The organism is Streptomyces lushanensis (genome assembly GCF_001700515.1).
In the GTDB taxonomy this organism is placed as follows: domain Bacteria; phylum Actinomycetota; class Actinomycetes; order Streptomycetales; family Streptomycetaceae; genus Streptomyces; species Streptomyces lushanensis.
Genome location: NZ_MAUD01000159.1, coordinates 1 through 13,341 on the forward strand (window position 1 = coordinate 1; position 13,341 = coordinate 13,341).

Sequence of the window (13,341 nt, forward strand, 5' to 3'; positions counted from 1 at the left end):
GCCACACGTGTGAAGGACGCGTTCTTAGCCCGCGGCACCGGCCTGCGGACTCCCGCGTCCGTCACACGTGTGGCCCGCTCGACCGGCAGGGGCAGCAGCGGCGCGACGAGCTGTCCGTAGAGGTCCAGGCCCGTACGGGCCGCGGGCCGGGCGAAGGCCTGTCTGTCCTGCTCCGCGCGGAACAGCGGGCCCGCCTCCAGCAGCCGGGACTGGAGCTGGGTGTGCCGGCGGATGCAGTCCTTGACGATGTCGACCAGCTCGGCGGCGCGCCGCTTGTGCTCCGCCGTTCTGGAGTCGGCGCCGGTCTCGGCCTCGTCGCGTGCCTTGCGGATGTTGGTCAGGATCGCGTTCTCATGGCGGTAGCGGTCGGCCACGTGGTCGAGCGCCTCGTCGATCATGTCGGGAACGGAGTTGAGCCAGTCGACCGCCCGGACATTGCGGCGGGTCGCCTCCAGCGTCCTGCGCAGCGTCTCCGCGTACTGCACGGTGCGGTAGCGCGCCTGCTCGGCGGCGAGCTGGGCGTCGGCGAGCCTGCCGCGGTTGATCAGCACCTCCAGCTTGACCTCGGCGGCGATCTGCGCGCTGGTGACATCCGTGTCGAGCGCGCCGACCAGGACGTTGACCGCTTCGTCCGTCGTACGGAGATAGACGCTGCCGCCGTGTCCCGGGACCTCCTCGATGAGCTTGAAGTCGTAGTCCCTGCGGGTGTAGACGCCGTCGGTGCCGAAGGTGCCGTACACCGCGCGGAAGCCGCGGTCCACGCTGCCGACGTTGATCAGGTTCTCCAGCACCCAGCGGGCGACCCGTTCGTGCTCGGCGGCCGGACGGCCCGGTGCCTGGGCGGCGACGCGCGGGAGCAGCCGGCCCACTATCTGCTCGTGGTCGGCGCCGGTGTCGAAGTCCATGTTGAGTGTGACGAGGTCGATGGCGGCGAGGGCGACCTCCGCCATTCCGTAGACCGCGTACTCCCCGGCGAGATTGGCCTTGCGGGTGTCCAGGTCGTGCAGCGGCGCGGTGCACGCGAGCGCGCGCAGCCGGCGCGCCAGCCCTTCGTCGGCGGCCGGGCCCTGCGCGGGCCGCGGTCCCGCGCCGGGCTGGGGCGGAGCGGGGTCCGTCGAGGCAGGCGAAGTCACGGTGCACAGATTAAGTCCTCGCACCGACATCGGTCGAAACAGTACGCAAGCGACCGCCGCGCAACCGGCCGCAGGGACGCCTCCGGGCCCACGAAGATCGGGCCGGACAGGCCCTAGGGTGCGGTGTCGTCCGCGACGGCTCCCGCGTAGACCTCGACGAGCCGCTCGCGGGAGTCGTCCAGATACTTCGCGAGCATCCGCTCCGTGCCTTCCCGGTCGCCCGACCTGAGCGACTCCAGGAGCTGCCGGTTCCGTACGAGATAGGGCTCGTGCAGCCCGCGCGGATCGTCCACCACATGGAAGACGAGCCGCAGTTCGGCCAGGACCCCGCGCATCAGCTCGTCGGTGCGGGCGCTGCCCGCCAGCGCGACCAGTTCCCGGTGGAAGTGGATGTTCGCCGTCGAGACACCCTTCCAGATCCCCTCCCGGGCGGCCCGCTCGCCCCGCGAGACCGCCTTCTCCAGTCCGTCCACCGGGAACGGCGGCCCGTCGAGCCCCCGTACGACGGCGCATTCGATCAGCCGGCGGGTGCGGTAGATGTCCTCGACGTCCTCGACCGCGAGCACCCGTACGAAGACACCGCGGTTGAGCTCATGGACGAGCAGCCGCTCGTGCGTGAGCAGCCGGAACGCCTCGCGCAGCGTGTTGCGCGAGACGGCGAGCGCCTTGCCGATGGTTTCCTCCGAGAGCCGCTCGCCCGGCTGGAAGTAGCCCTCCGCGATACGGCTGCGCAGGATGTCCGCGACCCGCTCCGCCGTACTGGTGCGGCCCAGCAGCGGTCGGTCGTCCGCCAGTCCGCCGAGTTCGGCCCCGCTCGTCGTCCCCACAGCAGCCTCTCCCTGATGTCCGTTCGCGTACGGACTCATCGTAGAAGCAAGAACGAAACAACAAAACTCTTGTCGGATCGTTGAACGATCCCCTACGGTCGTATCAGCTCACGGTCCCAGCACACTCTCACCCTCCTGCGAGGTGCAGATGAGCACGGCCCCAGCACGTCCGGCCAAGGACGAACTCCCCGAGGACACCGGCGCGTCAGCCTGGCTGCGGGCCCTGGGCCCGCAAGGGCGCCGCGCGTTCGCGGGCGCGTTCGGCGGTTACGGCCTCGACTCCTACGACTTCTTCACCCTGCCGCTGAGCATGGTGGCGATCGCCGCCTACTTCGGTCTCGACAGCGGCCAGACCGGACTTCTCACCACCGTCACCCTGGTCGTCTCCGCGGTGGGCGGAGCGATCGCCGGGGTGCTCGCCGACCGCATCGGCCGGGTACGGGCCCTGATGATCACCGTCATCACCTACGCGGTCTTCACGGTGCTCTGCGGATTCGCGCCCAACTACGAGACCCTGCTGGTCTTCCGCGCCCTCCAGGGCCTCGGCTTCGGCGGCGAGTGGGCCGTCGGCGCGATCCTGGTCGCGGAGTACGCCTCCGGCAGACACCGCGGCCGTACGCTCGGCGCGGTCCAGAGCGCCTGGGCGGCCGGCTGGGCACTCGCCGTCATCGTCTACACGCTGGTGTTCCAGTTCCTCGACGCGGACACCGCCTGGCGCGTGATGTTCTGGACGGGCGCGCTGCCCGCCCTGCTGATCGTGTACGTACGACGGAACGTCAGCGACGCGCCGGCGGCGGCCGAACAGCGCAGGACCAGCACGGACAAGGGCTCGTTCACCGCGATCTTCCGCGGGGACCTGCTCCGTACGACGTTCTTCGCGACGCTGCTGTCCACGGGCGTCCAGGGCGGTTACTACACGCTCGCCACCTGGGTCCCGACCTATCTGAAGTCGGACCGGGGCCTGACCGTCATCGGCACCGGCGGCTATCTCACCTTCCTGATCTCGGGAGCCTTCGCCGGCTATCTGACCGGTGGCTATCTCACCGACCGGCTCGGCAGGAAGAAGAATGTCGCGATCTTCGCGGTGCTCTCCGCTCTCGCGATCCTCACCTATGTCAACATCCCGGACACGGCCGACTGGCTGCTGCTCCTGCTCGGATTCCCGCTCGGCTTCTGCATGTCGGCCATTTTCAGCGGCTTCGGCTCGTTCCTCAGTGAGCTGTATCCGACGGCGGTACGCGGTACGGGCCAGGGATTCACGTACAACACCGGCCGTGCCGTCGGCGCGGTCTTCCCCACCCTGGTCGGTTTTCTGGCCACGAGCTGGGGGGTCGGCGGCGCGCTGGTCTTCGGCGCCGTCGGTTACGGTCTCGCGGTACTCGCCCTGCTCGGGCTGCCCGAGACACGTGGCCGCGAACTGCTCTGACCCGATCCGATCGGAAGGTGACTCCATGACCTGGGCGTCCATCGATCTCAACGCCGACCTCGGCGAAGGCTTCGGCCGCTGGCGGCTGACGGACGACGAGCAACTGCTCTCCGTCGTCACCAGCGCCAATGTGGCCTGCGGATTCCACGCCGGGGACGCGGCCACCATGCGGCGGGTCTGCGGCTGGGCCGCCGAGCGCGGAGTACGGATCGGCGCCCAGGTCTCGTACCGCGATCTGGCCGGGTTCGGCCGGAGGTCCATGGATGTGCCGCCGGACGAGCTGGCCGCCGAGATCGCGTACCAGATCGGCGCGCTGGAGGTGTTCGCGAGAGCGGCGGGCGCCCGGGTCGCCTACGTCAAACCGCATGGCGCGCTCTACAACCGGGTGGTGCGCGACGAGGAGCAGGCCGAGGCCGTCGTGGAGGGCGTCCTGCTGACCGGCGAGCGGCTGCCGCTGCTCGGGCTGCCGGGCTCCCGGCTGCACCAGCACGCGGAGAAGGCCGGACTGCCCGTCGTCACCGAGGCGTTCGCCGATCGCGCGTACACGCCGGAGGGCACCCTGGTGCCGCGCGGTGAGGAGGGCGCGGTGATCACGGATCCGGCGGTCGTGGTGGAACGGTCCGTGTCCATGGCCCGGTTCGGTGTGCTGACCTCCCGGTGCGGGCAGTCCGTCGCCGTCCGTGCCCGCTCGCTCTGTGTGCACGGCGACACCCCGGGCGCCGTCGGGCTGGCCCGTCGCATCCGCGGTCAGCTCAAGGCCGCGGGTGTGCGGGTGGAGGCCTTCGTATGAGAACACTGCCGGTCGGCGACCGGGCGCTGCTGGTCGAGCTGGCCGACGGCGAGGAGAGCGCCGCGCTCCACGCCGAGCTGCTGCGCCGCCGCGCCGAGGGCACCCTGCCGCCGGTCGGGGAGATCGTGCCCGCGGCGCGGACCGTCCTGCTGGACGGTCTGGACGATCCGGCCGCCTTCGCTGCGGGGCTGGCCGGCTGGGAGAGGGCGCCGGCGCACACCCGCGTGACGGACACCGTCGATGTGCCCGTCCGCTACGACGGTCCTGATCTGGCCGCGGTCGCGGCGCTGTGGGGCGTGGGTGAGGAGGAGGTCGCGCGGATCCACTCGGCGGCCGAATTCCGCGTCGCCTTCTGCGGGTTCGCGCCGGGCTTCGGCTATCTGACCGGGCTCGGGGAGCGGTACGCCGTACCGCGCAGAGCCACTCCGCGGACGGCGGTGCCCGCGGGTTCCGTCGCGCTGGCGGGCCCGTACACCGGCGTGTATCCGCGCGCCTCCCCCGGTGGCTGGCAGCTCATCGGAACGACGGACGCCCTCCTGTGGGATCCGGCGCGCGTGCCCGCCGCGCTGCTCACGCCCGGAGCACGGGTACGGTTCACTCCGGTGGACGACTACGGCGAACACGACGGGCCCGGCGGACACCACGCGGACGGCACGGCCGACGCGGACGACGCGGCCCGAGCCGGCGGCGTACCGCGAGCGGGCGACGAAGGCGCGGCCCGATGACGGACCGGGCCTTCGCGGTCGTCCGCGCCGGGGCGCTGACCACGGTCCAGGACTCGGGGCGGTACGGGCACGCCCATCTGGGCGTGCCCCGCTCCGGCGCCCTCGATCTGCCCGCGCTGCGCCTGGTCAACCGGCTGGTGGGCAATCCGGCGGACGCGGCGGCGCTGGAGACGACGCTCAACGGCTGCGCGCTCCGGCCGCGCTGCCCGGTCGTCGTGGCCGTGACCGGCGCGCCGTGCGCGGTGTCCGTCGACGGACGGCCGGTGGCCTGGGGCGCGGCCGTACGCGTCCGGGCGGGCGCGGTCCTCGATGTCGGCCCCGCGGTCCGCGGTGTCCGCTCCTATGTGGCCCTCGGCGGTGGGATCGCGGTGGAGCCGGTGCTCGGCAGCCGCTCCACGGATCTGCTGTCGGGCCTCGGCCCGGCCCCGCTGCGCGACGGCGAGGTCATTCCGCTGGGCCCCTCGACGGGCCGTCCGGGGCCGGTGGACTGGACACCGGTCGCCGCTCCGCCGGCCGAACTGGTGCTGGGGATACGGCTCGGCCCGCGCGCCGACTGGTTCACCTCCGCGGCGCTGCGCACCCTGGTCACCGGTGTCTACCGGGTCTCGTCGGCGAGCAACCGCATCGGGCTGCGCACCGAGGGCCCGCCTCTGGAGCGTGCCGTACGGGACGAACTGCCCAGCGAGGGGATGGTGACGGGAGCGGTGCAAGTGCCTCCGGACGGCCGCCCCGTGGTGTTCCTCGCCGACCATCCGACCACCGGCGGTTATCCCGTGGCCGCGGTGGTCGTGGAGCGGGACCTCGCGGCGGCGGCCCAGGCGGCGCCGGGCACGCCCGTACGGTTCGTGCCGGGCGCTCCGCGCCCCGTGCGGCGGCCGGGACGGTTCTGCGCCGTTCCCACCGACCGCGGACAGGCCGGCGGCGGACAGGCCGGCGGCGGACACGGTCAGGGCGCCACGCCGTAGCCACCGCCGCCCGGCGTCCGCATGACCAGCACATCACCGGGGCCCAGCTCCGCCGAGTCGACGCCCCGCAGCGGCGTGAGCGTACCGTCCGCGCGCTCCACCTCGTTGCGGCCCAGCGCGCCGGGCCGCCCGCCCGCCATGCCGTACGGCGGGACCTCGCGGTGCCCGGTCAGCAGCGTCACCGTCATCGGCTCCAGGAAGCGGATGCGCCGCACCACACCGTCACCGCCGTGCCACCGCCCGGCGCCGCCGCTGCCGTCCCGTACGGCGAAGGCGTCGACCCGGACCGGGAAGCGCCACTCCAGCACCTCGGGATCGGTGAGCCGGGAGTTGGTCATATGGGTCTGCACGGCGTCGGCGCCGTCGAAGCCGTCACCCGCGCCGGACCCGCTGGCCACCGTCTCGTAGTACTGCACCCGGTCGTTGCCGAAGGTGAGGTTGTTCATGGTGCCCGAGCCCTCGGCCTGGATGCGCAGCGCCGCGTAGAGCGCGCCGGTGACCGCCTGCGAGGTCTCCACATTGCCCGCGACGGTCGCCGCGGGATGGACGGGCGCCAGCATGGAGCCCTCCGGTACGCGGATCTCCAGCGGTTCCAGACAGCCGCTGTTGAGCGGGATGTCGTCGGCCACGAGCGTCCTGAAGACATAGAGCACGGCGGCCGTCACCACCGACTTCGGCGCGTTGAAGTTGCCGGGGAGCTGCGCCGAGCTGCCGGTGAAGTCCAGCACCGCGCCGCGCGCCGCCCGGTCGACCCTCAGCGCCACCTCGATCACCGCGCCGCCGTCGGTCACATAGCGGTACGAGCCGTCGTGCAGCCCGGCGACGATCCGGCGCACGGACTCCTCCGCGTTGCGCCGCACATGCCCCATGTACGCCTGTACGACCTCGACCGAGAACTGGTCGACCATGCGGGAGAGTTCGGCGATGCCCTTCTCGTTCGCGGCGATCTGGGCCCGCAGATCGGCGAGATTGGTGTCGGGATCGCGGGAGGGATGACGCGCGCTGGTGAGCAGTCGCCTCGTCTCCGCCTCACGGAAGCGGCCGTCCCTGACGAGCGGCCAGTTGTCGAAGAGCACGCCCTCCTCGTCCACGGTCCTGCTGAAGGCGGGCATGGAGCCCGGCGTGATGCCGCCGATCTCGGCGTGGTGGCCGCGCGAGGCCACCACGAACCGCACCCGTTCGCCCGCCTCGTCGAAGACCGGGGTCACGACGGTCACATCGGGCAGATGCGTGCCGCCGTGGAAGGGATCGTTGATCGCGTAGACGTCACCGGGCCGCAGCGTGCCCTCGTTGCGCCGCAGCACCTCCTTGATGGAGTCGCCCATGGACCCCAGATGGACCGGGATGTGCGGCGCGTTGGCGATCAGATTGCCCTCGGCGTCGAAGAGCGCGCAGGAGAAGTCGAGCCGCTCCTTGATGTTGACGGAGTGGGCCGTGTTCTCCAGCCGTACGCCCATCTGCTCGGCGATCGCCATGAAGAGGTTGTTGAACACCTCGAGCAGCATGGGATCGACGTCCGTGCCGACCGCGACCCGCGAGGGACGCGGCCGTACCCGCGTGAGCAGCAGATGGCCCAGCTCGCCCGCGCTCGCCCGCCAGCCCGGTTCGACCACGGTCGTGGCGTCGGTCTCGGCGATCACCGCGGGCCCGGTCACGGTGTCGGCGGGACGCAGCTCCTCGCGGAGGTACAGCGGAGTGCCGCGCCGGCGGCCTTCGCTGAACATGCTCACGGAGGCGTACGGCCGCGCCTCGCCGGGCGGAGGCTCGGAGGGCGGGTGCTCGGAGGGCGGACTCTGCGGGGGCGGGCTTCCCGACGGCCGGGGCCTGTAGGGAGCGTGCGGGCCGGAGGTGCCCACGGCCTCGACCGAGACCGCCTCCACCACCAGCGGCTTGTCCATGATGAAGGCGTAGCGCGCACGGTGCTCGCCCTCGAAGGCCGCCGTCATGGCCGGGACACCGTCCAGGGCGACCGGCAGCGCCGCGTCCGTCCCCGCGTACCGCAGCAGCACCCGCGCGCGCGTGCTGATCGCGGAGTCCGGTACGGAGTCGGCGATCAGCTCGGCGCGGGTGCGCCCGGCCAGGGAGTCGCACAGCTCCCGCACCCGGCGCAGGGTCTGCTCGGTCAGCTCGGCCTCGACGGACTGCTCGCGCATGGCGGTGGCGTCGGCGAGCCCGATGCCGTACGCGGAGAGGACTCCGGCGAGCGGCGGCACGATCACCGTGTCGATCCCGAGGGCGTCGGCGACCGCGCAGGCGTGCTGTCCGCCCGCGCCGCCGAAGCTGGTGAGCGCGTAGCGGGTGATGTCGTGACCGCGCTGGACGGAGATCTTCTTGACGGCGTTCGCCATGCCGAGCACGGCGATCTCCAGATAGCCGGCCGCGACCTCCTCGGTAGTGCGGCTGACGCCGGTGGCCTTCCGTACCTCCTCGGCGCGTTCCTCGAAGCGCCGCCGTACCACCTCGGCGTCCAGCGGCTGATCGCCGTCCGGGCCGAACACCGCCGGGAAGTGGGCGGGCTGGACGCGGCCGAGCATCACGTTCGCGTCGGTCACGGTCAGGGGGCCGCCGCGCCGGTAGCAGGCCGGGCCCGGCACGGCGCCCGCCGAGTCGGGGCCGACGCGGTAGCGCCGGCCGTCGAAGTGGAGGACGGAGCCGCCGCCCGCCGCGACGGTGTGGATGCTCATCATCGGGGCCCGCATCCGGACACCGGCCACCCGCGTGCCGAGTTCCCGCTCGAACTCGCCCGCGTAGTGCGAGACATCGGTGGAGGTGCCGCCCATGTCGAAGCCGATGACCCGGTCGAAGCCCGCCTGCCCCGCCGTACGGGCCATACCGACGACCCCGCCGGCCGGTCCCGAGAGCACGGCGTCCTTGCCGCGGAAGTGGGCCGCCTCCCGCAGCCCGCCGTTGGACTGCATGAACATCAGCCGGACACCGCGCAGTTCCCGGGCGACCTCGTCGACATAGCGGCGCAGGATCGGGGAGAGATAGGCGTCCACGACGGTGGTGTCGCCGCGCGGCACCAGTTTGATCAGCGGGCTGACCTCGTGCGAGCAGCTCACCTGGGTGAACCCGGCCGCGCGGGCGGCCTCGGCGACGGCGCTCTCGTGCGCGCGGTGGCGGTAGCCGTGCATCAGGACGACGGCGGCGGCGCGGAAACCGTCCCGGTGGGCCGCGCGCAGCCGCTCGGTGACGGTGTCCAGTTCGAGCGGCCGTACGGTCACGCCCCGCGCGTCGATCCGCTCGGGAACCTCGATGACCCGTTCGTACACCGCTTCGGGGAGCACGATCCTGCGGTCGAAGAGCCGGGGCCGGTTCTGGTACGCGATCCGCAGCGCGTCCCGGAAGCCCTCGGTGATGAGGAGGACGGTCGGCTCACCACGTCTCTCAAGGAGCGCGTTCGTGGCGACGGTCGTCCCCATCTTCACGACGGCGATCCGGTCGGCCGGGACCGGATCGTACGGACCGAGCCCGAGCAGCAGCCGGACACCGGCGACCGCCGCGTCCCGGTACCGCTCGGGATGGTGCGAGAGCAGCTTTCCGGTGACCAGCTCTCCGTCGGGGCGCCTGCCCACCACGTCGGTGAAGGTGCCGCCCCGGTCGATCCAGAATTCCCAGCGCCCGGTCATTCCCCCATTCTCGCGCGGGGAACGCCGGGGGAGAGGGTGGCGAGCGCGCGGGAGAGCGCCTGTTCGGCATGGACGTCGAGACGGGCGCTGGTGCCGCGGGCCCAGTGCCGTAGCTCGTCCCCCGCGAGTCGCAGCAGCTCGGGCAGCAGGTCCTGGCAGCGGCGCGCCACCCAGCTCGCCCCCTTGGTGGCCAGCCACCGCATCACGGCGGCGCGGGTGGGCGAGGGCTGATCGGCGTCCAGGGAGGGCGGCGGGCCGATGGCCAGCCCCCGGGCGGCGAGCGGCGCGTGGAAGCGCGCGGCGATCATCCGGTGCCCGCGCTCCCCGGGGTGCAGCCGGTCGGCGCTCCACAGGGACCGGTCGTTGACCCAGGCGGCGTCGGCCATGTGGAGATGGACGGTGTCGTACCGCGCGGCCAGGGCGTGTACGACGGCGTTGAGCGCGCGCTGCCGGCGTGCGAGCGGTCGGGCGAGCGGCAGGGGCAGCCCGAGCATGGTCCCCGGATCCGGCAGGCAGGTGGTCAGCAGAACGGCCCCGCGCGCGGCGAGGGCGGTGCAGACACGGTCGAGACGCTGGGCGATGTCCTGGATGTCGAAGGCGCAGCGGAGCGTGTCGTTGACGCCGACGACGACGGACGCGATGTCGGGCCCGAAGTCGAGGACGGCCGGGACCTGCTGCTCCTCGACGTCGCGGGTCAGCGCGCCGCTGACGGCGAAGTTGTGGAACCGTACGCCGCTCCCGCCCTCGGCGCCGGCGGGCCGGGCGGGCCCGAGGGCCCCGCCGAGCAGGGCGGCCCAGCCCCGCCATCCGCCGTCCACGGGATCGCCGATCCCGGCGGTCAGCGAGTCCCCGAGCGCGGCGAACCGCAGCGCCCGCACGGACGCGACGACGCCCTCCTTGCGGAGGCCGGCGGCGCCGGCCGGGCCGGACGGCTCGCGCGGGGACTCCTCGCGCGGGAACGTGCGGGCGCCGCCGGGCGCCCCGGGCATAGGCAGGGCCACAACAGACGCACCGGCGCCGGGGACGTACGGCGGTGCCTCCGGGGCCGCCGGGGCGCCGGCCGCGGCGCCGCCGCCGAGCGGCCCCGGTGAGCCGTCCCCCGTGCCCGACGGAAGCGGCCGGGGCGACGGTGTCGCCGCCGTGCCGGGCTGCGCCGGGGCCATGGGCTGTTCTCCCCCTCGTACGACGATGCGCGGCACCGTGTCCGAGTCCTCGCCGGTGCGTTCTCCGCCCGGCAGCGACTCCGCGATGTCCGCGCCCGTGGTCATCTCTGCGCTCCGTCCGGCCGGCGGATCTGCGACGGCACCTTGTTCAGCAGCGGGGCGTCGTGCGCGGCCAGGAATCCGGCCACCGCGTTCTCCCAGCTGAAGAGCTCCGCGCGGGCGCGGGCCGCGGCGCGGCGGTCCTCCTCCGGGCGCGTCAGCAGCTCCTGGATCGCGTCGGCGAAGGACACGGCGCTGTCCACGGCGGCCACTCCCGCGTCCCCGATGACCTCGGGCAGCGCCGAGGACGCGCTCGGGACGACCGGTGTGCCGCAGGCGAGCGCCTCCAGGGCCGAGAGTCCGAAGGTCTCGGCCGGTCCCGGCGCCAGGCAGATGTCCGCGGCGGCCTGGAGATCGGCCATCTCCTCGCGGTTGGCCACATGGCCGAGGAAGAGCGCGGGCAGCCGCTGGGCACGGGCCCTGCGGACCAGTCCGGCGCGCAGCGGACCCTCCCCCGCGACGACCAGGACGGCCCGTACGCCCCGGTCCCGCAGCTCGGTGAGCGCGTCCAGCGCGGCTCCCGGGCGCTTCTCCACCGAGAGCCGGGAGCCGAGCAGCAGCAGCACGTCGGCGCCGCGCGCGTAGCGGGCGCGCAGGGCCTCGCTGCGCCGGTCCGGCCTGCACCGGGTCAGATCGACGCCGAGCGGCGCGCGGACCACGTTGCGGGCGCCGATGCGGAGGAACTCGCGCTCCGCCCACTCGGTGGTGCACACGATCCGCGAGTACGCCCACGCGCTGCGCGTGTTGAGCCGGTCCGCGGTCCGTCCCGCGGCCACACCGGGCACGCCCCAGGTGCGCAGCACTCCGTCCGCCGTCTCGTGGGAGACCATCACCGAGGGGACGCGGTGGCGCCGGGCCCACTCGCCCGTCCACCGCAGGGTGGTCCGGTCGGAGACTTCGAGCCGGTCGGGCCCGAGCGATTCGAGCACCTGCCGCAGCCGCTTCCGGGCCGTCAGCACCCGGTAGCCGCCGGTGCCGGGGATGACGGGACCCGGCAGGGTGATCACACGTCCCTGCACGGTGTCCTCGTCGGACTCCCGCTCCCCCGGCACGATGAGCACTGGCTCGTGTCCGGCCGCGAGATAGCCGCTGCCGAGCTCCTGGAGCGCGGTACGCAGCCCGCCCGAGGCCGGGGTCACGAAGTTCGCCAGCCGTACGATGCGCAAGCCGCTCACGCGACCACCGCCGTGCGCGCGCCGAGCACCTCGTCGTAGTGGCCCAGAAGCTGGTCGCCCACGACGGCCCAGGTCCTGCCCTCCACGGTGGTGCGCGCCGCCTGCCCGTACGCCTCACGGAGCGCGGGGGCATGGGCGAGGTCCCGTACGGCCTCGGTGACGGCGTCGGCGTCGTGCGGCTTCACCAGTGTGCCGGTGTATCCGTGGGCGACGAGGTCGAGCGGTCCGCCCGCGGCGGGCGCGATCACCGGAACGCCGCTGGCCATGGCCTCCTGCACGGTCTGGCAGAAGGTCTCGTACGGTCCGGTGTGCGCGAACACGTCGAACGAGGCGAAGGTGCGCGCGAGCGCGTCGCCGGTCGTACGGCCCAGGAAGACCGCGCCGGGAAGCGTGCTCCGGAGCGTGGCCTCGCTGGGACCGTCGCCGACGATCACCACCCGCACGCCCGGCAGCTCGCAGACACCCGCGAGGAGTTCGACATGCTTCTCGGGCGCCAGCCGGCCGACGTATCCGACGATCAGCTCCCCGTTGGGCGCGAGCCGCCGGCGCAGCTCCTCGTCGCGCAGCTCGGGCCGGAACCGTACGGTGTCCACGCCGCGCGGCCAGAGCCGCACCCGCGGGATGCCGTGCTCGGCGAGGTCGCGCACGGCCGCGCTGGACGGTGCCAGGGTGCGGTCGGCCGCCGTGTGGACGGTACGGATCCGGCGCCAGGCCGCGGCCTCGCCCGCGCCCACATAGGTGCGGGCGTAGCCGGCGAGATCGGTCTGGTACACGGCGACGGCGGGGACTCCGAGCCGTGAGGCGGCCGTCATGCCGCGCACGCCGAGCACGAACGGCCCCGCCAGGTGGACCAGCTCGGCACGGTGCGCGGCGATGGTCGCCGCGACGCGCCGGCTGGGCAGCGCCACCCGGACCTGGGGGTAGCCGGGCAGCGGCACGGAGGGCACGCGCACCACGGGGCACGGTGCGTCGATCTCGGCATCACCGGCGACTGCCGGAGCGATGACGAGCGGATCATGGCCGCGCGCGGCGAGATGCCGGGCGGTCTGGAGGGCGCAGTGGGCTACGCCGTTGACATCCGGTGGGAAGGACTCGGTAACTATGACGACACGCATATTCGTGTTGTCGTCCTACCGAACGTGTCCCTGCCAACGTGGATCTTTCCGCGTGGGGAACGTCCCGTGAGCATTGGACGCGGGAAGCCCCCGACGGGCATGCCTGATGCACGGAGGGTGCGCGTGTGCTCACGGAGCGCGGTGCGGCCGTCGGCCGCGCGTCCGGCGATCGAGGACGAACCGGCCGGCCCTGGGTCCTGTCCGGCGGATCTTCGTGGATCAGGCCGCAGCGTCCGGTGGAGGGGGTACCTCCCGTGCCGTTCAGGCCACGGGGGAGCATCGCAAGGCGGAGGA

At 73.2% G+C, this 13,341-nt stretch carries 10 protein-coding genes; 4 read left to right on the forward strand and 6 right to left on the reverse strand.

Going from position 1 to position 13,341, the window contains the following annotated elements; all coding sequences use genetic code 11:
- Together BFF77_RS14805 and BFF77_RS14810 are read right to left on the reverse strand one after the other, a co-directional pair.
- Positions 1-1,133 (reverse strand): hypothetical protein (locus tag BFF77_RS14805; RefSeq protein ID WP_066949036.1); only part of this gene is annotated, 1,133 nt, incomplete at its 3' end.
- A 113-nt stretch (positions 1,134-1,246) separates the two neighbouring features.
- The gene (locus tag BFF77_RS14810; protein WP_066949038.1) at positions 1,247-1,960 is read right to left on the reverse strand and encodes a GntR family transcriptional regulator; all 714 of its coding nucleotides are present in this window, start codon (positions 1,958-1,960) and stop codon (positions 1,247-1,249) included.
- 148 nt (positions 1,961-2,108) lie between these two features.
- Between BFF77_RS14810 and BFF77_RS14815 the strand changes: the two genes are divergently transcribed.
- Genes BFF77_RS14815 through BFF77_RS14830 form a run of 4 tightly spaced genes read left to right on the forward strand, consistent with a single transcriptional unit; the run spans position 2,109 to position 5,866 of the window.
- Positions 2,109-3,386 (forward strand): MFS transporter, encoded by a 1,278-nt coding sequence (locus BFF77_RS14815; RefSeq protein WP_066949041.1) that lies wholly within the window; start codon positions 2,109-2,111, stop codon positions 3,384-3,386.
- A gap of 25 nt (positions 3,387-3,411) precedes the next feature.
- A complete protein-coding gene (locus BFF77_RS14820; RefSeq protein ID WP_066949046.1) occupies positions 3,412-4,176 on the forward strand; it encodes a LamB/YcsF family protein in 765 nt (254 codons plus the stop codon).
- On the forward strand, positions 4,173-4,901 hold the full coding sequence (locus tag BFF77_RS14825) for a 5-oxoprolinase subunit B family protein (protein WP_079125167.1): 729 nt from the start codon (positions 4,173-4,175) through the stop codon (positions 4,899-4,901). The genes BFF77_RS14820 and BFF77_RS14825 overlap by 4 nt, the downstream gene beginning before the upstream one ends.
- Positions 4,898-5,866 (forward strand): 5-oxoprolinase subunit C family protein, encoded by a 969-nt coding sequence (locus BFF77_RS14830; RefSeq protein ID WP_079125168.1) that lies wholly within the window; start codon positions 4,898-4,900, stop codon positions 5,864-5,866. The genes BFF77_RS14825 and BFF77_RS14830 overlap by 4 nt, the downstream gene beginning before the upstream one ends.
- Here the strand turns inward: BFF77_RS14830 and BFF77_RS14835 are convergent.
- From BFF77_RS14835 to BFF77_RS14850, 4 genes are read right to left on the reverse strand one after another with little or no spacing between them, the layout of a single operon-like run.
- Complete coding sequence (locus BFF77_RS14835; protein WP_066949049.1) at positions 5,848-9,495, reverse strand: hydantoinase B/oxoprolinase family protein; 3,648 nt, start codon at positions 9,493-9,495, stop codon at positions 5,848-5,850. The two genes, BFF77_RS14830 and BFF77_RS14835, sit on opposite strands and share 19 nt — an antisense overlap.
- The gene (locus BFF77_RS14840; protein ID WP_425424374.1) at positions 9,492-10,763 is read right to left on the reverse strand and encodes an SGNH/GDSL hydrolase family protein; all 1,272 of its coding nucleotides are present in this window, start codon (positions 10,761-10,763) and stop codon (positions 9,492-9,494) included. The genes BFF77_RS14835 and BFF77_RS14840 overlap by 4 nt, the downstream gene beginning before the upstream one ends.
- On the reverse strand, positions 10,760-11,932 hold the full coding sequence (locus tag BFF77_RS14845) for a glycosyltransferase (protein ID WP_066949052.1): 1,173 nt from the start codon (positions 11,930-11,932) through the stop codon (positions 10,760-10,762). Before BFF77_RS14845 ends, BFF77_RS14840 begins: the two co-directional genes overlap by 4 nt.
- Positions 11,929-13,047: a glycosyltransferase family 4 protein gene (locus tag BFF77_RS14850; protein WP_066949056.1), complete on the reverse strand. Its 1,119-nt coding sequence runs from the start codon at positions 13,045-13,047 to the stop codon at positions 11,929-11,931. The genes BFF77_RS14845 and BFF77_RS14850 overlap by 4 nt, the downstream gene beginning before the upstream one ends.
- Positions 13,048-13,341: the final 294 nt, after the last annotated feature.

What these genes read in the sequence shown, in the direction of transcription:
- BFF77_RS14835 (WP_066949049.1), bottom strand. Translation starts at nt 9,495, where the DNA reads ATGACCGGGCGCTGGGAATTCTGGATCGACCGGGGCGGCACCTTCACC.
- BFF77_RS14825 (WP_079125167.1), top strand. Translation starts at nt 4,173, where the DNA reads ATGAGAACACTGCCGGTCGGCGACCGGGCGCTGCTGGTCGAGCTGGCC.
- BFF77_RS14820 (WP_066949046.1), top strand. Translation starts at nt 3,412, where the DNA reads ATGACCTGGGCGTCCATCGATCTCAACGCCGACCTCGGCGAAGGCTTC.
- BFF77_RS14840 (WP_425424374.1), bottom strand. Translation starts at nt 10,763, where the DNA reads ATGACCACGGGCGCGGACATCGCGGAGTCGCTGCCGGGCGGAGAACGC.
- BFF77_RS14850 (WP_066949056.1), bottom strand. Translation starts at nt 13,047, where the DNA reads ATGCGTGTCGTCATAGTTACCGAGTCCTTCCCACCGGATGTCAACGGC.
- BFF77_RS14815 (WP_066949041.1), top strand. Translation starts at nt 2,109, where the DNA reads ATGAGCACGGCCCCAGCACGTCCGGCCAAGGACGAACTCCCCGAGGAC.
- BFF77_RS14830 (WP_079125168.1), top strand. Translation starts at nt 4,898, where the DNA reads ATGACGGACCGGGCCTTCGCGGTCGTCCGCGCCGGGGCGCTGACCACG.